Below are 20,755 nucleotides of genomic sequence, written 5' to 3'. Positions count from 1 at the left end.
GCGCGCTGAAATTCGAAACGCCGGCGCCAGGGAATGACGCGTGGATTAACCGCGCGAGATCGACGCTCCCGCGCGAAGCAGAAGCTCGAAATCCTTCCGAACCTTTCGCGACGTCTCCTTGAGATGCGCTTCGAGCACACCGAAATCCGGCAGGTCGGTGGCCGCCAGAAGCAGATCAGAAAGCCCCGGCGGAACATCGTCGCGCTGGAACTCGCCGGTAAGGCAGAGCCTGATCATCTGGGTCAGCGCGAGATAGAGCCTCCAGGCCTCGCAAAGCTCCTGCCGAACATCAGGCGCCGCGTAACCGGGGGCCAGCCGCGCCAGCACTTCCGCCGTCGCGGTTGCCCGCCTACCAGCCTCGACCGCGCCGGTGATGACCGCGACCTGGGCGATGAATTCAAGGTCGATCAGGCCGCCGGGGATCAGCTTGATGTCCCAGAGATCGCGCGGCGGCTTTTCCGTGTCGATCAGCGCCCGCATCTCGGAGGCATCCGCCTTCACCTTGGCGCCGTCGCGCGGCTGGGCAAGAACCGCCGCAACCTCGTCTTCGACCTCGGCGCAAAGCGCTGCGTCACCGCCGATGGCGCGTGCTCGTGCCAGCGCCATATGCTCCCAGGTCCAGGCATCCTGCCGCTGATATTTCTTATAGGCGTCGACATGGGTGGCGACGGGCCCCTTGTTGCCGGAGGGGCGCAAGCGAAGGTCGAGCTCATACAGGACGCCTTCGGCCGTCGGCGCCGAGACGGCGGCGATCAGCCGCTGCGTCATGCGGGTGTAGTAGTGTGAGGGCGCCAGCGGCTTCTCGCCATCGGAGTCTTCCGCATCCGCATCGTGGTCATAAAGCAGGATCAGATCGACATCCGAGCCGGCAGTGAGCTCGCGGCTGCCCAGCTTGCCCATGCCGAGGATCGCGACCCTGCCCCCGGCAATCCTGCCATGGCGCAACGCGAACTCGGCGATGACTGCGTTGAGCGCCGCTTCGATCGTGAGGTCGGCCAGGTCGGAGAAGGCGCGACCGGCGCGCCCGGGATCGATGGAGCCCGCAAGCAGCCGCACGCCGATCAGGAATTTCTGCTCGGAGGCGAAGATACGCAGCCGGTCAAGCACATCCTCATAGGCGCGGTCGCCCTCGATGAAGGCCGCAAGCCGCGCCGAGAGGTAGGCGCGGTCGGGCAGTTCCGCGAGCAACGCCGGATCGAGCAGACCGTCGAACACATGCGGGCGGCGCGTGATGATGGCGGCGAGCCGCGGAGCGGCGCCCATGATCGTCGCCATCAGCTTGAGCAGTGCCGGATTGGACTGCAAAAGCGAGAAGAGCTGGATGCCAGCCGGCAGGCCGGCGAGGAACTCGTCGAAGCGGATCAGCGCCTCGTCGGCGCGGCGCGTCTGGCCGAAGGCTTTCAGCAGCGCCGGCGTCAGTTCCGTCAGCCGCTCGCGCGCCTCCGCCGACTGGGTGACGCGGTATCGGCCGAAATGCCAGCCGCGAATGACACGGCAGATGTCGCTCGGCCGCTGAAAGCCGAGGCGATGCAAGGTCTGCAGCGTGTCGGGATCGTCGACATCACCGGTGAAGACCAGATTGCCGACGCCGGCCGACAGTTCGGGTGCCGTCTCGAACAGCGCCGCATAATGGCGCTCGACCTGCTGCAGCGAGGCGCGGAAAGCTTCCGCGAATTCCGCCTCGCCGGTGAAGCCGAGCATCAGCGCGATACGCTCCAGTTCCTCGTCCTCTTCCGGCAGGACATGTGTCTGCTCGTCGGCCACCATCTGGACGGCATGCTCGACACGGCGCAGGAACCAGTATTGTCGGGTGAGCGCATCGCGCGCATCGGCGGTGATCCAGCCGCGTGCGGCGAGCGCGTCCAGCATCGGCACCGTTTCGCGGCCCCGCAGTTCCGGGAAGCGGCCGCCGGCAATCAGCTGCTGCGTCTGGACGAAGAACTCGATCTCGCGGATGCCGCCGCGGCCGAGCTTGACGTTATGGCCTTTCACCGCGATCTCGCCGTGGCCCTTGTGGGCATGGATCTGGCGCTTGATCGAATGGACGTCGGCGATCGCGGCGTAATCCATGTATTTCCGCCAGACATAGGGCTGCAATTCCTTGAGGAAGGCCGAGCCCGAGGCAAGGTCTCCGGCCACCGGCCGCGCCTTGATCATGGCGGCGCGCTCCCAGTTCTGGCCGCGGGCCTCATAATAACGAAGCGCCGCCTCGACCGGGATCGCCAGCGGGGTCGAGCCGGGATCGGGGCGCAACCTCAGATCGGTGCGGAAGACATAGCCATGCTCGGTGCGGTCCTGCAGGATGCGCACGAGACGGCGGGTGAGGCGCGAGAACAGCTCCGTCGCATCGAGCGGATCGACCACCGCCGGCGCCTCCGGATCGAAGAAGACGACGAGGTCTATGTCGGAGGAAAAATTCAGCTCATGCGCGCCGAGCTTGCCCATGCCGAGCACAATCCAGCTCGAGCCGCGAGCCGGGTCTTCCGGATGGGGCAGCTTGAGCTTGCCCTGCCCGTGCGCGTCGAGCAGCAGGAAATCGACGGCGGCGCGTGTGCAAGCATCCGCCAGGTCGCTCAGACGGCGCACCGTCAGCGCGGTTTCGGCCTCGCCGGACAGATCGGCCAGCGCGATCAGGAAATGCGCTTCGGCCTTGAACTGCCTGAGTTCCATCATCAGGCTCGATTCCGAAACATTGTCGGCCCGTGCAGCGCGATCGACCGCCTCGCCGATCTCGTTGAGACGCGCTTCGATCGTCTGGTCGAACAGCTTGTCGAGAATGGCCGGACGGCGGCGGGCCGTATCACGCAGGAACGGCGACAGGTCGAAGATGGCGGCGAGCAATTCCTGCAGTGCTCCCTGGCCGGCGAGGAACGCGGCCAGACGCGGAAGGCCGTCTTGCTCGGCCGCGTCAGCGATCTCGGACAATTCCCTCCGGGCATGGTCGCCGCCGAGCGGGCGAAGCGCCAGCGTCGGTCGGAGTTGCCATTCCGTATCGATCTTCTTTTTTGCCATCCTTGCCGCCATCAATGCGTCTCCCGGGCCGGGAAACTCATGACTACGGACAATCCGGGATTGGCGGGCAGAAGATCAAGCCTGCCGTTGTGGAAAGTCATGATCGCCTTGGCGAGGCTAAGGCCCAGGCCCGAGCCCGGCTGCGAACGGCTCTTCTCCAGCCGCACGAAACGCTCGGTGACCCTGGCGCGGTCGGCATCGTCGGGAATGCCAAGGCCATTGTCGGAAACGGCGAGCTTGACCTCGCCGCCGATGCGCTCCAGCGTGACCCGCACCTTCGGGCTCTCGGCGGCGCCGGTCGAGTATTTGATGGCGTTGTCGACGATGTTCGACAGCGCCTGGCCGATCAGCTCGCGATTGCCGTTGATGGTCACCGCTTCCGGCACCGCGGTTTCCAGCACGACGCCCGCCTCTTCCGCCACCGGCTCGTAGAGCTCGACGACATCGCTCACCGTGGCGGCGAGGTCGACCGGGCCGGTTGTCTCGGAGGAATAGCCGGCCTCCAGCCGCGAGATCATCAGGATGGCGTTGAAGGTCTTGATGAGCTGGTCGGACTCGGCGATCGTTCCCTCCAGCGCCTGACGGTAGTCCGTCGTCTTGCGCTTGCCGGCAAGGGTGGCTTCGGCGCGGTTGCGCAGCCTGGTCAGCGGCGTCTTCAGATCGTGAGCGATGTTGTCGGAGACCTGCTTCAGCCCCTCGTTCAGCATGGCGATACGGGCAAGCATCGTGTTGAGGTTTTCGGACAGGCGGTCGAATTCGTCACCGGCGCCGGTCACCGGCAGCCGTCCGCTAAGGTCGCCGCCCATGATGCGGCGACTTGCGTCGGAGACGCTGTCGATGCGTTTCAGCGCGGCGCGCCCGACGAAGAACCAGATCAAGAGGCCGCCGAGCCCCATCATGCCTAGCGCCAGCATCAGCGCGCGGCGGATGACGGCGCGGAAGCGCTCGGGCTCGCCAAGATCGCGGCCGACCAGCAAGATCATCTGATTGGGCAGTCGCAGCACCAGCGCGATAGCGTTGTGGCCTTCTTCGCCTTCCGACCGAGCGCTGCTGTCGCCCGGGGACGGCGCGCTCTGATCGGTGCCACCACCACGCAACCGGTCGAGTTCGCCCTCACCGAAGCGATGGTACGAAAAGGGCTCCGTCGTCCAGCCCTCGGTCTCGATGATTCCCGGCTCCAGGCTCTGCACATTGCCGGTCAGGATCTGGCCGTTGGCGTCGGCGATCAGATAGAGGTTGGCGCCAGGCTGGCGCGAGCGGGCTTCAACCACGCGCACCAGCAACGGCAGGCCGCCATTTTTGTATGCGCGAGCCAAGCCGAGGATCTCGTCATTGATCGTGTCCTGGGTCTGCGCCGTCAGCATGCGCGCCGAGAGCGACGTCATGTAAAAGACGAGCAGCACGGCGCAGAGAGCGAAAAGCAGAAGGTAAAGCGCCGAGAGCCGGGCCGCCGTCGTCTTCATGATGGCCGGCAGGGAAAGAGCCATGTGCGCCTAGATCAGGATGACGATTGGCTGCACGGTAACCCCTTGTTGCAGCATCTTTTCCGAAACGTTCCCTGACTTTCGGTTTGGGATCATGCTCTAGCCGCCTTTCAGCATGTAGCCCGCGCCGCGGATGGTGTGCAGGATCGGTTTGTCGAAACCCTTTTCGATCTTGCCGCGCAGGCGCGAGACATGAACGTCGATGACGTTGGTCTGCGGATCGAAATGATAGTCCCAGACATTTTCCAGCAGCATGGTGCGCGTCACCACCTGGCCGGCGTGGCGCATCAGATATTCCAGCAGGCGGAACTCGCGCGGCTGCAGCGTGATCTCGCGGCCGGCGCGCTTGACCGAATGCGACAGACGGTCGAGCTCGAGATCGCCGACGCGGTAGACGGTCTCGGTTTCCCGGGCGCCGGCGCGACGGTTCAACACCTCGACGCGGGCAAGCAATTCGGAAAAAGCGTAGGGTTTGGTGAGATAATCGTCGCCGCCGGCGCGCAGCCCGGTGACGCGGTCGTCGACCTCGCCCAGCGCCGACAGGATCAGCACCGGCGTGGTGTTGCCGCGCGAGCGGAGCGCTGCGATCACCGACAGCCCGTCGCGGCGCGGCATCATGCGGTCGACCACCATCACGTCATAGTCGCCGGCGTCGGCAAGCGCGAAGCCGGTCTCGCCGTCCCCGGCGACATGGGCGGTGTGGCCCGCCTCGGCGAAGGCTTTCTGCAGGTAGTCCGCAGCCTCGCGGTCGTCTTCCATGACGAGAATCTTCATGGAGCCGTTATACGCGATTTCACTGGAAGGTTGAGGGGCAGCCATGACTCAGCGCCTTTGCGTTCGCCAGCCGCATGTCGTGATCCCAGACCGGTACCCACTTGCGGGCACCGTGCTTGGCAAGCGGCAGCGGGTGATGGGAAACCCGCTGCCGCAGGAGCGAAACACGGTGACTGACTGACGTGCTCGGCCCCATGTTTTCCCGGCGGCGGCTCGGGGGTGTTGAAACCGCCGCAAGGAAAAGTCGCTGAGCAATTCCAGGAAAGGCGTGAAGCGGGTTTCCGTCCGGAATTGCGTCAAACAGAGAGTTAGAGCGGTTCTGCGTTCTCGAGGAGCGATTGAACCGCTCTCTCAGATCAGCCCTTGCCGACCGGCAGCGCGACGAAGCGGTTGCTATCGTCGCGGGTGATCTGCATCAGCACGGCCTTGCGGCCCGACTTGGAGGCATCGGTCATGGCCTTGGAAACGTCGTCGGTAGTGTTCACCTCGTTCGAATTGATCGAGGTGATGACGTCGCCGGGCTGGATGCCGCGGTCGGCCGCATCGCTGTCCGGATCGACATCGGTGACCACCAGGCCCTTGCCGTTTTCCGACTTGGTGACGGTGAGGCCGAGATCGGCGAGCGTATCGGCCTTGGCGGGAGCCGCCTGCTTGTTGCCGTCTTCGTTCGAGGCCTGCTTGTCGCTCGAAGGCAGTGTGCCGAGGTCCACCTTGACCGTCTCGTTCTTGCCGTTGCGCCAGACAGTAACATCAACCGACTTGCCCGGCGCATAAGCGCCGATCATGCGGGCGAGTTCCTTCGGCGAGGCGACGTCCTTGCCGTCGACCTGGGTGATGACATCGCCGGCGACGATGCCTGCCTTCTTGCCGGGACCAGCGTCCTGCGCGCTCGAAACCAGCGCGCCCTTGTCCGACTTCAGGCCGAGCGACTCGGCGATGTCGGAGGTGACCGGCTGGATCTCGACGCCGAGCCAGCCGCGCTGGACGGAGCCGTTCTTCATCAGGTCTTCGACCACCTGCTTGGCGGTCGAGGCCGGAATGTCGAAGGCGATGCCGACACTGCCGCCCGACGGCGAGAAGATGGCGGTGTTGATGCCGATCACCTGGCCGTTGAGGTTGAAGGTCGGACCGCCCGAATTGCCGCGGTTGACCGAGGCGTCGATCTGGATGAAGTCGTCATAGGGGCCGGCGCCGATGTCGCGGCCGCGGGCCGAAACGATGCCTGCGGTGACGGTGCCGCCGAGGCCGAACGGGTTGCCGACCGCCACGACCCAGTCGCCGATGCGGATCTTGGAGTCGTCGGCGAAGTCGACATAGGTGAACTTGCCACCGCCATCGACCTTCAGCACGGCGAGGTCGGTGCGCGGATCGGTGCCGATCAGCTTGGCGTCGAGCTCCTTGCCGTCATTGGTGACGACGGTGAAGTCGGAGCCTTCCGAAACCACGTGATTGTTGGTGACGAGGTAGCCGTCCTCAGAAATGAAGAAGCCCGAACCTTGAGCCACGGGGCGCGGCTCGCCATTGCCGTGGTTGCGGTGGTTGAACCGGGGCATGCCGAACTGGCCGCCCTGATCGCCGAAGCCGCGGAACTCCCTGAAGAAGCGGCGCAGCTGCGGATTATCCGGCAGGTTGTCGAAGCCGTTCTGATCGTCGGAGCCGTCATCGGCCGTCGGCTGGATCTTGGCCTTCACCTTGACGCTGACCACCGCCGGCGAGACGCGCTCGACGACGTCGGCGAAGCTCGGAACCTGCGGAGCCTCGACACGCACAGCATCGGCCAGCACGGGCGCAGTGCCGGTGGCAAGCGCGCCTGCGCCGACAGCACCAATCACGGCCAGGGACGCGACAGCCGCCATCAGGCGCTTGCGGGTGCTTGAATATGAATCGGGGGCAATATTCATGGGTCTCGTTTCCTCTTTCGAAGTGGATGCGCTCAGGAGAGCATCCTCGGAAAAGAGACTTAGTGAGGCGCACATTACGGCGCCATTTCCGATATATGAAAATTTTGTAATGTTGGCGCTTTAATCGCGCAGCAGCTTGTCCAGCGCCGCCTGTTCCTCGGCGCTGAGCGTGCTGCCCGGCGCGCGGCGTGAACGGGTGCTGAGCACGATGAAGATGCCGCCGGCCAGAAGCAAAAGCGCCGGGGTGCCCCACAAAAGCGCGTTGCGCAGGCTGAAGCGCGGCTTCAAGAGCACGAACTCGCCGTAGCGCGACACGATGTAATCCATCACCTGCTGGTCGGTATCGCCGGCGACGAGGCGCTGGCGCACGAGGATGCGCAGGTCGCGGGCCAGATCGGCGTCGGATTCATCGATCGACTGGTTCTGGCAGACCATGCAGCGCAAGCCTTCGGAAAGCGCGCGTGCGCGAGCCTCCAGCGCCGGATCGGGCAGCACCTCATCGGGCTTCACCGCCTGTGCCGTGCCGGCGAAGACCAACGCCAGCAGGAGGATCAGCGGGGCGAGCGAAAACTTCGCTTTCATGTCGGGCTCGCGGGCAAGGCAGCGGCAGCCGGCTTGCGGCGCCTCGCGGGGGCGCCAACGCGCAGGCGCCGGTCGAGCAGCGACATGGCGGCGCCCGCCATCATCACCAGCCCGCCGTCCCAGATCAGCGTCACCAACGGCTTCCACCACAGGCGCACGACGACCGAGCCGTCCTTGCCCTCATCGCCGAGCGACAGATAGAGCTGGCTCACACCCAGCGTCCTGATGCCGGACTCGGTCGTTACAGTCTGCCGCACCGGATAGAGGCGTTTTGCCGAGGTGATCTCGCCATCGGCATTGCCATCGGCGCCAATCAGCAGGAAGCGTCCGCGCTGCTCGGTGAAGTTTGGGCCTTTCTGAGGAAACAGTCCCTCGAAGCGCAGCGTGTGGCCGGAAAGTTCCACCGTCTCGCCGGCGCGCATGGTGAGAATCTTCTCCGTGCCGAACGAAAGCGTGCCGACGATGCCGAGCAAGGTGAGCCCGAGGCCGAGATGGGCAAGCGCGGTGCCGAAGACCGAGCGCGGCAGGCCGGCAAAGCGTCTCAGCACGTCGGCCGGCGCCACCGAGCCGATGCCCGACTTGACGGCAAGGTCGGTCAGCGCGCCGGCGACAAGCCAGACGGCGAGGCCGACGCCAAGCGCAGCGAAGACCGAGGCGCCATCGATGAACAGGCCGGTGACCAGCATCGCGGCGATCGCCAGCCCGAAGGCCGCCATCAGGCGCTGCGAGGCGGCAAGGACGTCGCCGCGCTTCCAGGCAAGCAGCGGACCGAACGGCACGATGGCGAGCAGCGGCAGCATCAGCGGGCCGAAGGTCAGGTCGAAGAAGGGCGCGCCGACCGAGATCTTGCCGCCGGTGATGGCCTCAAGCGCCAGCGGGTAGAGCGTGCCGACGAGCACCGTCGCGGTCGCCGTGGTCAGGAACAGATTGTTGAGCACGAGCGCGCCTTCGCGCGAGATCGGCTGGAACAGGCCACCTGCGGTCAGGGTGGAAGCGCGCAGCGCAAACAGCGCCAGCGAGCCGCCGATGAACAGCGTCAGGATGCAGAGGATAAAGACGCCGCGCGCCGGATCGGTGGCGAAGGCATGCACGGAAGTCAGCACGCCAGAGCGGACAAGAAAGGTGCCGAGCAGCGACAGCGAGAAGGTGAGGATGGCAAGCAGCAGCGTCCAGATCTTCAGCGCCGAGCGCTTTTCCATGACGATTGCCGAATGGAGGAGCGCCGTGCCGGCGAGCCAGGGCATGAAGGAAGCGTTCTCGACCGGGTCCCAGAACCAGAAGCCGCCCCAGCCAAGCTCGTAATAGGCCCAATAGGAGCCCATGGCGATGCCGCCGGTCAAAAACATCCAGGCGACCAGCGTCCAGGGCCGCACCCAGCGCGCCCAAGAGGCGTCGATGCGGCCTTCGATCAGGGCTGCGACCGAGAAGGAGAAGCAGATCGAGAAACCGACATAGCCGAGATAGAGCAGCGGCGGATGGATGGCGAGGCCGAGGTCCTGCAGGATCGGGTTGAGATCGCGGCCCTCGATCGGCGCCGGGTTCAGCCGGATGAAGGGATTGGACGTCGCCAGGATAAACAGGAAGAAGACGGCGCCGATCATGCCCTGCACGGCCAGAACATTGGCTTTGAGCGTCGCTGGCAAGTTGGAACCGAAGACAGCGACGAGCGCGCCGAAGAAGGTCAGGATCAGCACCCAGAGCAGCATCGAGCCTTCGTGGTTTCCCCAGGTGCCGGTGATCTTGTAGATCATCGGCTGCAGCGAATGGGAGTTTTCCCAGACGCTCGCCACCGAGAAATCGGAGCCGGCATAGGCGGTGGCAAGAGCGGTGAAGGACAGCGCGGTCAGCGCAAAGCCGGTGACCGCGACCGGGCCGCCGACCGCCATCAGCCGCTGGTTGCCGGCGCGGGCGCCGACCAATGGCACCAGCATCTGCACCAGCGACAGCGCGAAGGCGAGGACGAGCGCGAAATGTCCGGTCTCAACCATTATTGGCTCTTGCTCTCCTGCCAGACGCCCTTGGCTTTCAAGCCGTCGGCGACTTCCTTGGGCATATAGCGCTCGTCGTGCTTGGCTAAAACGCTATCGGCGACGAAGACGCCGTCCGGGCCGAAAGCGCCCTCGGTGATGACGCCCTGCTCCTCGCGGAAGAGGTCGGGCAGGATGCCGGTATAGGTGACCTTGACCGATTTCTGCTCATCGGTGACCGAGAAGGCGACGGTCGCGCCCTGACCGCGAACGATGGTGCCTTTTTCGACGAGCCCGCCAAGGCGAATGCGCTGTCCGGGCTGGACGGTTGCGGCGGCGAGGTCGGCAGGCATGTAGAAATACGAAGCCTTCTGGCCGAGCGCGTAGAAGATAAGACCGGCAGCAGCGCCGAGGAAGGCCAGCCCTGCGAGGATCACCGACAATCGCTTCTGCTTGCGCGTCATGGCCTACTCCGTCGCCGTCACGCCGAGGGAGGCGGCAAAGGCGGTGAATTTCTTGGCCTGCTCGCTGTCGGCGCCGAAGACGGCAACCGCGCGGCCGAGCGCGTCGCGGGCCCGGTCGGCCTCGCCGAGCACGACATAGGAACGAATGAGCCGCATCCACCCTTCCTCGTCGCGCGGATTTTGTTTCAGCCGGTCGTCGAGGCTGGCGACCATGGTCTCGATCATTACCTGCCGGTCCTGCGGCGCCATCTGCTGCGCCGCCTCGACCTGCCCGGCATCCGGGCCGGTCGCCGGCTTGCCTGCCGCCGCCGGCGGCTCGGCCGTTTCGGCGAGCGCCTGCTGGACGGCGCTGCGCCAGGGCGAATCGGGCGCAAGCTGACCGAGCATCTTTTGCCAAGCGGCGGCGGCTTCCGCCTTCCTGCCTTCCTGGGCCAGGCCCATCGCCAGATAGAAATTGGCCTTGGCGTTGGCGGGATCGAGCTTCAAGGCCGCGTCGAAGGCGCCCTGAGCCTCGGCCGTGACGATCCCGCCGGCAGCGTTGGCGATCGCCTCGCCAAGGCCGGCCTGGCGCACGGCGCTGTCGCCGTCGAGGCGGATGGCGTTGCGATAGGCGGTCACCGCGTCGGCGTAGCGCTGTAGGCGCAGATAAACCGGCGCAAGCACGTCCCAGCCCTTGCCGTCCGAAGGGTTGGCGGCGAGATGCGCCTCGGCGCGGGCAACCAACTCGTCGACCGAGGACTCGGCAGGGTTCTTGGCCAGCCGCTCGGCCAGCGGCTGCGAGGGCAGATCCGGGGAGCCGAGTGAGCCGTAGAGCCCCCAGCTGACCAGCGGCACCGCCAGCACGGCGGCGGTGGCGACCAGCCTTGCGGCGCGCGAAGGGCGCGGCGCTCGCGCGTTTGGCTGGCTGTCCGAGCCGAGACGCAGAATGCGGCGGCCGATCTCGGCGCGCGCTTCCTCCGCCTCACCCGGCTGGATGAGACCGCGCGCCATGTCGCGGTCGAGTTCCGAAAGCTGGTCGCGATAGACTTCGAGATCGTGATCGCCGGCTGTCGATGCGGCTTTCGTGCCGCCGGCCAGCGGCAAAAGCACCGCCAGGCTGGCGCCCAGCGTAAGGATTGCAGCTATGACCCAGAACAGCATGGCTATTCCAATAAAGGCAGAGCCCTGCCCTGCCAACACGGACGCCCTGCGACGCTTTGGCGGCAGACGCGCCGGCCGTCCTTGATCAATGTCAAATTGCGCCGATCGTTGCTAATTCAGGTCAGCGGCGTCCAGCTGCCGTCGGCATTGCGGCAGGCGGTGCCGCGCGCCGTGACGCCCGAACCGCTCGTGTAAACGGTGTGGGTGTATTGGCGGCAGTCCTGCGAGCCGACCCGGTAGGGCTGGGCGGCAACGACCTCGCCATAATGGGTCGAGCTGTCGCCCTTCCACGTCACCTTCTGGCCGCTGGCGTTGTATTCCAGCGCCTTGTACTCGGCCTCGAGGCCTTTGCGCTTTTCGGCATCGCTCAGACCCGAACCGATCGAGCCGCCGATGAGCCCGCCATTCATGGCCGCGACGATGCCGGCTCCCACCTTACCGGCGGCCGGCGGCGTGGCGACGGGCGTGACCGGAGAGGTCGGGCCGGTCCTGCCCAGCGTGGTGCAGCCCGACACGGCCATCAGGGCGGAAACGAGCGCAACGCGAATCTTCATGCCAGCAACCGGTTCTCTTGAGCGGGATGGGCTTCTTGGGCGAAAAGCACTTCTGGAGCGAGATGGATCGGGAACCGCGCCAGCGGGAAGGATAGCGAGCCCATAGTATTGATATTTGTCGGAAATTTGGCCGCGAGCGGCCGCACGGAAATCGATAAAAACATTATTGAAGGCTCCGCAATCTTACCACTGCCCTCAAGCCGCCCATGCTGGACCGTTCCAGCGCCAGGGCGCCTCCATACTCGTTGACGAGGTCGGCGACAATGGCCAATCCAAGCCCCGTTCCCGGCTTCGTCTCGTCGAGTCTCTTGCCGCGTTTCAACACTTCCCGCGCGCTGTCCTCGGGAATGCCGGGGCCGTCGTCCTCTATAACGATTTCAAAAAGGTTGGGGCTTCCCGCAACGGTGGCGACCGAGACGGCAACGGCGCTTTTCGCCCATTTCATGGCATTGTCGAGGAGATTGCCGAGCAATTCCTCAAGATCCTCGCGCTCGCCGGCAAAGACGATCCCGGCGGCAGGCTGCGACAGCGAAAGCTGTGTCTGCGGGTTGAGCTTGCGCAGCACGCGCACCATGCGCTCGACCAGCGGCGCCACCGGCGTGCGGAAGACGACGCTGTCGCGCTGGGCGGCGACGCGGGCGCGCTGCAGATAATGGTCGACCTGCTTTTGCATCGAGGCAGCCTGCTCGGCGATGAGCTCGCCCTTGGCGCCGCCGAGCGCGCGGCCCTCGTTGATCAGCACGGCAAGCGGCGTCTTCAGGGAATGGGCGAGGTTGCCGACCTGGGTGCGCGAACGCTCGACGATGCGCCTGTTGTTCTCGATCAGCGCATTGGTCTCGCTGGCCAGAGGCTCGATCTCGGCCGGGAAGCGCCCGTCGAGCCGCTGCGCCGTGCCCTCGCGCACCATCGCCAAAGCATTGCGCACGCGGCGCAAAGGCTGCAAGCCGAAAAGGATGGCGATGGCGTTGATGGCGATCATGCCGACGCCGAACAGCGACAGATAGGTGAGCAGCCGGCGCTGGAAGCTCGCGATCTCCTGCTCGAGCTCGCTGTGATTGCCCATGACGCGGAAGCGCGCGGCGCGGTTCTTGGCATCGAGCACGAACTCGCTCTCGAAAACCTCTAACTCCTCGCCCTTGATGCCCTCGGTCGAATAGCTGCGCTGGAAGTTCGCGTTGAACGGCACCTCGGCGACGCTCGGCGACAGGATCGAGGAGGTCATCGAGGAGGAATGGAGTTCGCCGTGAACGTCTTCGGAGGCCGGCTCGACCGACCAGTACCAGCCGGAATTCGGCTCCGAGAAGCGCAGATCGCCAAGGTCGGGCGAGCCGATGAGCGCGCCATTGTCGGAAATGCCGACGGAGCCGATCAGGTTGAACAGATGCGCCGAAAGCAGACTGTCGAAGCCGCGCTCGCTGGCCTGGCGGTAGAGCGTGGTTATGAGCGTGAAGATGACGACGAGCGTCAGGATCGCCCAAATCGTGGAAAAGGCGATGACGCGGAAGGTCAGCGAGCGCGGCCAGAGCCGCAGCTTTGAAAGCCACGTTCTCATCGTCGGCTTCAGCGGTTCCGCGTCACGCCTCCGGCTCTCGCATGCGATAGCCCATGCCTCGCACGGTTTCGATCATGTCGATGCCCATCTTCTTGCGAAGCCGTCCGACGAACACCTCGATGGTGTTGGAGTCGCGGTCGAAGTCCTGGTCGTAGAGATGTTCGACCAATTCGGTGCGCGATACCACCTCGCCCATATGATGCATCAGATAGGCAAGCAGCCGAAACTCGTGGGAAGTGAGCTTCAGCGGCACGCCGTTGACGTCGGCCTTGGAGGCCTTGGTGTCGAGCCTCAGCGGCCCGCAGGTGAGCTCGGACGAGGCATGGCCGGCGGCGCGGCGGATCAGCGCCCTCACTCTGGCCAGCACCTCCTCGATGTGAAAAGGCTTGGTGACGTAGTCGTCGGCGCCCGCGTCGATGCCGGCAACCTTGTCGCTCCAGCGGTCGCGGGCGGTCAGGATCAGCACAGGCATCTTGCGCCCGCCGCGGCGCCAGCGCTCGACGACGCTGATGCCGTCCATCTGCGGCAGGCCGATGTCGAGGACGACGGCGTCGTAAGGCTCGGTGTCGCCGAGGAAATGCCCCTCTTCGCCGTCATAGGCGCGGTCGACCACATAGCCGGCATCTACCAGCGCATCCGTAAGCTGCCGGTTGAGATCCTTGTCATCCTCGACGACGAGCACGCGCATGGTTCGTAGCCTGTTGAAGGGTGGAGGTATAGGCCGATTCCGCCGGCCAGGAAACTTAAGCCTGTTAAAGGGAATTGGGCGTCAGTCCAGCGGCACCACGATCTCGGTACGGCGCGGCCGCTGGCCCTCCTTGCCCGGGACCAGTACCACGATCACGCAGACCTGCTGTCCGCCGCGCGTGGCCTGCGAGGCCTTGGCGAGCGTGCCGCCGTTCTGCGCGGCGATCTGCTGGCCGATTGCATAGCAGTCGCTGGCAGCAAGCACGAGCGGCTGATCGACCGATGGCTCGACGGGCGGCATCGCCGTCGCCTGCGACGCAAAAATCCCGGCTGCGGCAAGCGCCAGCGTCGCGGCGCGAGTAAGGGAGCGGAACGTTTTCATGATCACGGTACTAACGCATTTGTGCTGAACATGAAATGAACGGTGAACGGCCGAAAATCCATGCCCGCCATACCCCCTGCCCGCGAGACGAACAAATGCGAGTCCAACTGCCTGGGCCCATCAGGACCAGCATGGATTGATAGCCGGAAAATCACGGGCGCGGCTACGGTTTTCGCGGCTAGCATATGCTCTAATTTGCGCCGTGAAGCAGTTGAGGACGGGGAGAATGCCATGAGCCATGACGACCTTGCCAGTCTTTACAAGGGCTACATTGCCTGCCTCAACGAACAGGATTGGGACAATCTCGGCCAGTTTGTCGGCGAGGAGGTGCAGTATAATGGCGAGACGGTGGGGCTTTCGGGCTATCGCCGCATGCTGGAAGGCGATTTTCAGGCCATTCCCGATCTGCGTTTCAACATCGAGCTTCTGGTTTCAGAGCCACCACGCGTGGCGGCCCGTCTGCATTTCGACTGCAGGCCCAAGGGCATGCTGTTCGGCCTGGCGGTGAACGGCAGGCGAGTCACTTTCGCGGAGAACGTCTTTTATGAAATCCAGGACGGGCGGATACGCGAGGTCTGGTCCGTCATCGACAAGGCCGCCATCCAGGCCCAGCTCTAGAGAAGTCCATCGTTTCAAGGAAACGCGGAATTGCTCTAACTCCTTTTTTTTGTACTTCCGGACGGAAAACCGCTGCGCACCTTTCCTGGAATTGCTGAAGGAAAAGCTGGTCTCTCAGGCACTTTCTTGCGTCAGCGCGCGGAAGCGCAGCAGCCCGTGGTGCACCGCGAGGTCGTCGTCATAGCGCGCCTCGGCGAATTCCAGCGACAGCCGCGTCTGGCCACGCGGGCCGATCGAGAGGGCCGCGCCGTCGAGGCGCGCCTTGATGCTGTCCATGATGAGCCGCGTCTCGGCCTCGCCCTGCGCCTTCGACCAGATGTGGAGCGTGATGAGTTGGTCGTCGTTGTCGTCGGCGCCGGTGTCCAGGTCGAAGGCGCTAGTGCGGCCGTAGGTGACGTGCGGAAATGCGGCTTTGGCGTCGGCGCGCTCGAGCAGGCCGGCGCCGCCCAGCAGCGCCGACAGCGACGCATCGGTCTTCAATCGCAGGAACAAGGCCTGCATCAAATCGCCAGGCGCCGTCATATGTGGTTCCTCTCGCCTGCCTTGTCCTCATCGCAGCGTAGCCGCCTTGCACCCGTTTCGCCAGATCGTCGGACGGCGTCTTGAGGCAATGCCATCAAGCCTTGCCGCTGATCACCGTTGCCTGATCCCTGATCACCACAGTTACGAAACGGATGACGGCGCACAGGCGCCTCATCACCGATCTCGCGGCGATAGACAAGCAAAACCGGGCGGCTGCCGAGAGTTTCGGGGGCGAGCCGCACCATGCGCGGTTCCGGTTCGGCGGGCATGCAGGGCATCACGCGTGTCACGATGTGGGGCGACACGGTTTTTGAGGGAGGCGCCGCGCAGGGTCTGGTGGAGCAATGCGACTACGTCTACACAAGGCTGCTGCCCGGCTGGGGCGCCGGTCGCTTTCGCCGCAGGGCGCAAGCCTGGCTGACGAGCGGGGCAGACTGGCCAGGGAGGCCGGAGATGAAACTTCTGATCTTTGGCGCCTCGGGCGCGACCGGCCGCGCCCTCGTCTCGGCGGCGCTGGCGGAAGGCCATCTGGTCACCGCCTTCGTCCGCACCCCGCGCAAGCTCGCCATCAGCCACGACCGTCTGAGCGTGATCGTCGGAGACGTCGCCGACTGCAAGGCGGTGGAGGGCGCGATTGCCGGTCACGACGCGGTGTTGAGCTGCCTCGGTGTCGGCGTGCCACTGAAGCACGACGCGGCGGTGATTGCCGGTATCGGCTTCATCGTCGAGGCGATGCAACGGAGCGGGCCAACCCGGCTCATTTATCAGTCCTTCCTCGGCGTCCGCGACAGCCGGCGGCAATTGGGGCCACTGCTCGGCGGCATCCTCGTGCCGCTCGTGCTGCGCCATGAAGCGGCGGATCACGAAGCGAAGGAAAGGCTCATCGCGCAGTCCGGCCTCGACTGGACGATCGTGCGACCGCCAAAGCTCGGCAACGGTCCAGCCATCGGCCGGTTCCGCCACGGCCACGGCATCCGGGCCAGATCCTTGTTGCCGACGCTGGCGCGCGCCGACGTGGCGGCCTTCATGCTCGATCAAGTCAGCGACAAGACCTATTCGCGTACAGCGGTTGCCCTGCTGCCTTGACCTCACGACACCGGTGCCGCGCCGCCCTCTTCGGTGCGACGTGCGATGAAATCGTCGAGCACGCCGGCGGTGGCGGCAGCGGATGCGGGCGGCTGGAAATCGGAAAGAATCCGCTTCCAGATGCCGGTGGCGCGCTCCGTCGCGGTCTTGCCGCCGGATTGCGTCCAGTTGCCGAAATTCGACCAGTCGGCCACCAGCGGTTCGTAAAAGGCGGTGCGGTAGCGGACCATGGTGTGGGCGGCCGAGAAGAAATGGCCGCCGGGCTGCACCTCGGCAATGGCGTCGAAACCAATGGCGTCGGCATCACCCGGTGTCGTGGCGCAAAGCTCGGCGACCGTCTGCAGCGCCTCGATGTCGGTAATCAGCTTTTCGAACGAGACGCTCAAGCCGCCCTCCAGCCAGCCTGCCGCATGGATGCAGACGGTGGCGCCGGCAAGCACCGAGCCCCATAGCGCGAACTGCGTCTCATGCGCCGCCTGCGCGTCGGAGACATTGGCGGCGCTGCCGCCGCCGGAACGCCAAGGCAAGCCGGTGAAGCGCGCGAGCTGGCCGGCGCCCAAGGTCGCCTTGATGTGCTCCGGCGTGCCGAAGGCCGGCGCGCCCGACTTCATGTCGACATTGGAGGAAAACGAGCCATAGACCACCGGAGCGCCGGGGCGCACGATCTGGGCGAGCGTCAGCCCCGCCAGCGCCTCCGCATGCTGCAGGGTCAGCGCGCCGGCGACCGTGATCGGCGCCATGGCGCCCGCCAGGCAGAAGGGCGTGATGATCGACACCTGGCCGAACCTGGCGAAGTCGATGATGCCTTGCGCCATCGGGATATCGAGCTGGCGCGGCGAATTGGTGTTGATGACGGTGTAGCAGAAGGCGCCGTTGCGAAATTCGTCCTCCGAGAGGCCGCGCGCCAGCCGGACCATCTCAAAACTGTCCTCGACCTGCGGCGTGCCGCGCGCGAAGACGAAGGGAAACTTGTCGGACAAGGTGAGCTGCGCGCGGCCGGTGGCAAAGTGGCGAAAGCGCGTGTCGACGTCCTGCGGCTCGATGCAAGGGCCGAGCATATGCAGCACGTCGAAATGCTGCAGGAGCTTCATGAATTCCTCGAAGGCGGCGAGCGTGCCCGGCCGCCTTCCGCGCTCGAGATCGGTGACGTTGGGCGCGCCGGAGCCGGCGAGGAATGTCATGGACCCAAGCTCGAGGATAAGGTCACGGGAGCGGGCGCCGCCATAGGCGGGGATCGAGCGCGGCGCGGACGCCAAGGCTGCCTCGACCATGTCGCGGCCGATCCGCACCATCTGGCTGTCCTCGTCGACCAGGGCCCCGGCCTTGGCAAGAATGGCGCGCGCCTCCGGCAGCAGCACCTTGATGCCGAGTTCTTCCAGCACGCGCAGCGCCGTGTCGTGGATTGCGGCGACCTGATCGTCGGAAAAGACCGGCTGCGGCAGGAAGGGGTTCTTCAGCGAACGATAGTTCGGGCGGCGGCTGGACTCGCTACCGGCCTCGCCGGTGCGTCCGCGCCGGCGTTCGCGCCTCTGATCGCGTGCGGCCTCATCAATCATGCCCAATCCTCCCTATTGCCGCATTGCCTCGCCCTTGGGGTCGTAGGGCGAGGCCGCGATGACGCGCGCCGGCCGTTCGACGCCGACAATGTGGACGGAAAGTTGCGTCCCCTCCCCGGCGAAATCGTCATCGAGCAACGCCAGGGCGACGCTCTTGCCAACCGTGTAGCCGTAGCCGCCGGAAGTGACGAAGCCGACGCGCCGGCCCTTGTGCCAGACAGGCTCGAAACCGCTGGCGTCGGCGTCGACGGCATCGACTTCCAGGGTCACGATCCGCCGGGCGACGCCCGCCTTGTGCTCCTTGAGAGCTGCTTCGCGGCCGACAAAATCGCCCTTGTCGAAGGCGACGAACCGGTCAAGGCCGGTCTGGCCGGGCGTGTAGCCTTGGGTAAACTCGCGCGACCAGATGCCGAAACTCTTCTCCAGCCGCAGCGCGTTGAGCGCGTAGTAGCCGATCTCGGCGAGACCAAGATCTTCGCCGGCGGCGAGCAGCGTCTCGCGCAGCGTCCCGTGCAGGGTGGCCGGGCAATTGATTTCGAAGCCGAGCTCGCCGGCGATCGACAGCCGGGCGACCCGGGCGCGAACCATGCCGATGTCGAACTCGGCGCAGGCCATGAACGGCAGGGTTTTGGCGGAGACGTCCTGGTGCGTGGTGCGTTCGACGACCTTCCTTGCATTCGGCCCGGTCACCAGGAAGCCGGACATCGCGTCCGAGATGTCGTTAACCGAGACGCCGTCCGCCATGTGCGCCTCGAACCAGCGCATGTGGAATTCGCGCAGGTAATAGGAGCCCATGATCCAGTAGTCGCCGCCGCCCCAGTTGAGCACGGTAAGGTCGCCCTTCAGCCTGCCGTCATGGCCGAGCATCGGGGCAAGCTTCGCGCGCCGAGGCTTCGGCAGTTTGCAGGCAAGCAGCCGGTCGAGCCAGGCCTCGGCGCCGGGACCGGACACGGCGTAGCGCGAGAAGGCCGTGGTGTCGACGAGGCCGGCGGCGCGGCGCACCTGCAGCACCTCATCGCCAACGATGTCGAAGGCGTTGGAGCGCTTCAGCGTCGTCTCCTCGCGAAAACCCATTGGCGCGAAATAGGCCGGGATTTCCAGCCCCCATGAGGCCATCCACTCGGCGCCGGCCGCGCTCATGCCGTCGTAGGCGCCGGGCCGCTTCAGCGGCCGGCCCGCCGGCAGCCGCTCGTTGGGGAAGGTCATGACGAAGCGACGGGCGTAGAACTGGCGCGTGGTTTGCCTGAGATACTCGCGGTTGGCGGCGAAGGCGCCGTAGCGGGCGATGTCCATGCCGAAGATGTCGGCCTGCGGCTCGCCGTAGATCATCCATTCGGCCAGCGACTTGCCGACGCCGCCACCCTGGCTGAAGCCGGCCATGACGCCGCAGGCGACCCAGTAGTTCTTCAAGCCACGCACCGGGCCAACCAGCGGATTGCCGTCGGGGGTGAAGGTGAAGGCGCCATTGACCCATTTGCGGATGCCCGCCTTGGCCAGGCAGGGGAAGCGCTGATACGCCTTCGAAAGCTCCGGGCTGATGCGGTCGATGTCCTCGGGGATCAGCTCGATGCCGTAGTCCCAGGGCGCACCGTCCATGTTCCAATGGTTTGGGTTCTGCTCGTAGACACCGAGCAGCACGCCTTTGCGCTCCTGCCGAAGATAGGAGAAGCCGTCGAGATCGACGGCAAGGCCGAGCTCGTTGTCCAGGGCAGCGACCTCCGGAATGTCCTCGGTGACGAAATAATGGTGCTCCATCGGCGTCACCGGCAGGTCGACGCCTGCCATGAGGCCGACCTGCTTGGCCCACAGGCCGCCGGCGTTGACGACATGCTCGGCGACAATCGCGCCCTTCTCCGTAACCACATCCCAGCCGCCGTCCGCGCGCTGCCTGAGCTCGATCACGCGGTTGCGCAGGATCACATCGGCGCCGCGCTTCTTTGCGGCGCCCGCATAGGCGTGCGTCGTGCCGTAAGGGTCGAGATGGCCTTCGTTGGAATCGTAAAGGCCACCCAGCACATCGCTGACATCGACGATCGGGCAGATCTCCTTGATCTCCTCGGGCGTCACCAGGCGGGCCGTCTCGATGCCCACCGACTGGAACACCGCCCAGGCCGATTTCAGCCATTCCCAGCGCTGCGGATCGCTTGCCATGTTGACGCCACCGGTCATGTGCAACCCGGCATCCTGGCCGGACTCGGCCTCGATCTCGCGGTAGAGCTTGATCGTGTAGTCCTGCAGCGCCGCGACATTGGGATCGGCGTTCAGCGCATGGAAGCCGGCCGCCGCGTGCCAGGTCGATCCGGCCGTCAACTCGGCGCGCTCGATAAGCGCCACGTCGCTCCAGCCGAAGCGCGTCAGGTGATAGAGCACCGAGGCGCCGACCACGCCTCCCCCGATGACGACTGCCCGGTAATGCGATTTCACGAGCCTCTCCCTCTCGTTGGAGAGCCTTACGATACACGTCCTGTACAGGA

18 protein-coding genes are annotated in these 20,755 nt (G+C 65.5%); 2 read left to right on the top strand and 16 right to left on the bottom strand.

Annotated features, from left to right (window positions below; all coding sequences use genetic code 11):
• Positions 1-45 precede the first annotated feature (45 nt).
• The 13 genes from A9K66_RS05845 to A9K66_RS05790 form a co-directional block, all read right to left on the bottom strand.
• A complete protein-coding gene (locus A9K66_RS05845; RefSeq protein WP_067320989.1) occupies positions 46-3,024 on the bottom strand; it encodes a bifunctional [glutamine synthetase] adenylyltransferase/[glutamine synthetase]-adenylyl-L-tyrosine phosphorylase in 2,979 nt (992 codons plus the stop codon).
• A complete protein-coding gene (locus A9K66_RS05840; protein WP_067320986.1) occupies positions 3,024-4,499 on the bottom strand; it encodes a HAMP domain-containing sensor histidine kinase in 1,476 nt (491 codons plus the stop codon). The genes A9K66_RS05845 and A9K66_RS05840 overlap by 1 nt, the downstream gene beginning before the upstream one ends.
• Positions 4,500-4,595: 96 nt before the next feature.
• A complete protein-coding gene (locus A9K66_RS05835) occupies positions 4,596-5,270 on the bottom strand; it encodes a response regulator transcription factor (RefSeq protein ID WP_066997584.1) in 675 nt (224 codons plus the stop codon).
• Positions 5,271-5,626: 356 nt separating this feature from the next.
• Entirely contained in the window at positions 5,627-7,171 is a 1,545-nt protein-coding gene (locus A9K66_RS05830; RefSeq protein WP_067320983.1) for a Do family serine endopeptidase, read from the bottom strand.
• 120 nt (positions 7,172-7,291) lie between these two features.
• Positions 7,292-7,753 (bottom strand): cytochrome c-type biogenesis protein, encoded by a 462-nt coding sequence (locus A9K66_RS05825; protein WP_067320980.1) that lies wholly within the window; start codon positions 7,751-7,753, stop codon positions 7,292-7,294.
• The gene (locus A9K66_RS05820) at positions 7,750-9,741 is read right to left on the bottom strand and encodes a heme lyase CcmF/NrfE family subunit (RefSeq protein ID WP_067320976.1); all 1,992 of its coding nucleotides are present in this window, start codon (positions 9,739-9,741) and stop codon (positions 7,750-7,752) included. Before A9K66_RS05820 ends, A9K66_RS05825 begins: the two co-directional genes overlap by 4 nt.
• Positions 9,741-10,184: a cytochrome c maturation protein CcmE gene (gene ccmE / locus A9K66_RS05815; protein WP_067320973.1), complete on the bottom strand. Its 444-nt coding sequence runs from the start codon at positions 10,182-10,184 to the stop codon at positions 9,741-9,743. Before ccmE ends, A9K66_RS05820 begins: the two co-directional genes overlap by 1 nt.
• A 3-nt stretch (positions 10,185-10,187) precedes the next feature.
• Entirely contained in the window at positions 10,188-11,324 is a 1,137-nt protein-coding gene (gene ccmI, locus A9K66_RS05810) for a c-type cytochrome biogenesis protein CcmI (RefSeq protein ID WP_067320970.1), read from the bottom strand.
• 116 nt (positions 11,325-11,440) lie between these two features.
• Positions 11,441-11,878, bottom strand: coding sequence for a hypothetical protein (locus tag A9K66_RS05805; protein WP_066997605.1), 438 nt, complete (start codon positions 11,876-11,878; stop codon positions 11,441-11,443).
• Positions 11,875-12,042, bottom strand: coding sequence for a hypothetical protein (locus A9K66_RS30075; RefSeq protein WP_156751019.1), 168 nt, complete (start codon positions 12,040-12,042; stop codon positions 11,875-11,877). The genes A9K66_RS05805 and A9K66_RS30075 overlap by 4 nt, the downstream gene beginning before the upstream one ends.
• The gene (locus A9K66_RS05800) at positions 12,042-13,430 is read right to left on the bottom strand and encodes an ATP-binding protein (protein ID WP_067320967.1); all 1,389 of its coding nucleotides are present in this window, start codon (positions 13,428-13,430) and stop codon (positions 12,042-12,044) included. The genes A9K66_RS30075 and A9K66_RS05800 overlap by 1 nt, the downstream gene beginning before the upstream one ends.
• A gap of 22 nt (positions 13,431-13,452) precedes the next feature.
• Positions 13,453-14,118 carry a response regulator transcription factor gene (locus A9K66_RS05795; RefSeq protein ID WP_067320964.1) on the bottom strand — a complete coding sequence of 222 codons (666 nt, stop codon included), beginning with the start codon at positions 14,116-14,118 and terminating at the stop codon, positions 13,453-13,455.
• A gap of 81 nt (positions 14,119-14,199) precedes the next feature.
• Positions 14,200-14,499 carry a hypothetical protein gene (locus A9K66_RS05790; RefSeq protein WP_067320960.1) on the bottom strand — a complete coding sequence of 100 codons (300 nt, stop codon included), beginning with the start codon at positions 14,497-14,499 and terminating at the stop codon, positions 14,200-14,202.
• A 231-nt stretch (positions 14,500-14,730) separates the two neighbouring features.
• On the opposite strand from A9K66_RS05790, the gene A9K66_RS05785 reads away from it, so the two are divergent.
• Complete coding sequence (locus tag A9K66_RS05785) at positions 14,731-15,117, top strand: ester cyclase (protein ID WP_067320956.1); 387 nt, start codon at positions 14,731-14,733, stop codon at positions 15,115-15,117.
• 114 nt (positions 15,118-15,231) lie between these two features.
• Here A9K66_RS05785 and A9K66_RS05780 read toward each other — a convergent pair whose 3' ends face one another.
• Entirely contained in the window at positions 15,232-15,639 is a 408-nt protein-coding gene (locus tag A9K66_RS05780) for a DUF3168 domain-containing protein (RefSeq protein WP_067320953.1), read from the bottom strand.
• A 267-nt stretch (positions 15,640-15,906) separates the two neighbouring features.
• On the opposite strand from A9K66_RS05780, the gene A9K66_RS05775 reads away from it, so the two are divergent.
• A complete protein-coding gene (locus tag A9K66_RS05775; protein WP_197507457.1) occupies positions 15,907-16,725 on the top strand; it encodes an NAD(P)H-binding protein in 819 nt (272 codons plus the stop codon).
• A 2-nt stretch (positions 16,726-16,727) separates the two neighbouring features.
• Here A9K66_RS05775 and A9K66_RS05770 read toward each other — a convergent pair whose 3' ends face one another.
• Together A9K66_RS05770 and A9K66_RS05765 are read right to left on the bottom strand one after the other, a co-directional pair.
• Complete coding sequence (locus A9K66_RS05770; protein ID WP_067320950.1) at positions 16,728-18,281, bottom strand: trimethylamine methyltransferase family protein; 1,554 nt, start codon at positions 18,279-18,281, stop codon at positions 16,728-16,730.
• Positions 18,282-18,293: 12 nt separating this feature from the next.
• Entirely contained in the window at positions 18,294-20,705 is a 2,412-nt protein-coding gene (locus A9K66_RS05765; protein WP_067320946.1) for an FAD-dependent oxidoreductase, read from the bottom strand.
• Positions 20,706-20,755 lie beyond the last annotated feature (50 nt).

Source organism: Mesorhizobium sp. AA23, assembly GCF_001672435.1.
Taxonomy (GTDB): Bacteria; Pseudomonadota; Alphaproteobacteria; order Rhizobiales; family Rhizobiaceae; genus Mesorhizobium.
This window is presented reverse-complemented; position numbering and strand designations above follow the sequence as displayed.